This is a genomic window from Actinotalea ferrariae CF5-4, assembly GCF_000603945.1.
GTDB classification, from domain to species: Bacteria; Actinomycetota; Actinomycetes; order Actinomycetales; family Cellulomonadaceae; genus Actinotalea; species Actinotalea ferrariae.
In genome coordinates this window covers 1-923 of the sequence record NZ_AXCW01000227.1, presented here as the reverse complement: position 1 = coordinate 923, position 923 = coordinate 1, and the positions used below count along the sequence as shown (strand labels likewise).

The 923-nt window shown below is 78.9% G+C and carries 1 protein-coding gene; it reads right to left on the bottom strand.

The window, feature by feature from the left end; all coding sequences use genetic code 11:
- Positions 1–450 precede the first annotated feature (450 nt).
- On the bottom strand, positions 451–923 hold a 473-nt coding region (locus tag N866_RS20035), incomplete at its 5' end, for a DUF4190 domain-containing protein (RefSeq protein ID WP_052023111.1).

Here is a 923-nt window from a genome sequence, read left to right as displayed (position 1 = left end):
GCCTTCCGTCCCCGGGGACCTCGAGGACGCAGTGCCCGACCGCGAGCTGGCGGGTGTGCGCCGACACCGCTCCCGACGGGTCCCCCAGCGGGCGGGAGTCGGCCCACGTGCGGGCGCCGACCGCCACCACCGTCACGAGCGCCACCGCCCCCGTCGCCGCGAGCACGCGCAGGAGGGTCCGCCGACCTCCCTGGCGGCGCGCGGGTGGGGGCCCGACCGGCGCGGACCAGCCGGGCGCGTAGTAGGGCTCCGGCGGGTACCCGGCAGACGCTGTTCCGTGGTCGGGCTGCCCAGGGTGCTGCGGATGCTGCGGGGGCTCAGGGTGCTGGGTCTGCTGCGGTGCCGAGGACCAGGCCGGGCCGGGCGGGGCGGATGGTGCGGCCGGGCCGGGTGGCGCGAACAGGCTCTCCGACGGGGCGTCGTCGTCGCGGGGTGCCGGCGGCGGGACCGTCACAGGCTCCACCACGCGACGGAGGCGAAGAAGGCGACGAAGGCCAGGACCCCCAGCGTGCCCAGCGCCCCCAGCACGATCCCGCCGACGGCGAGGCCGAAGCCCTCGTCCCCGGTGCGGCGGACGCGCCGGACGCCGACGATGCCCAGCACGAGCGCCGCCTGCGAGAGCACCAGGGGGAAGACGAGCAGCCCGATGATCCCCAGGACCAGGGCGATGATGGCCGTCGGGTCCGTCCGGGGCGGCGGTGCCCACATCGGTGGCGGCCCCCAGGCGCCGGGGTGCGCGCCGGCGCGGTACTGGCCGCCGGGCGCCACCGGGGTCCGCAGGATGCTCGTGCCGTCCGTGCGGAACGGGTCGATCGTCCGGGGCTGGGCCGGCGCGGCTGCGGGCGTGGTGACCACCTCGGGTGCGGCCGCGGCGTACCCGGCGGGGGCCCGACCGTTGCCCGGTCCGGCCGACCACGGCGGCG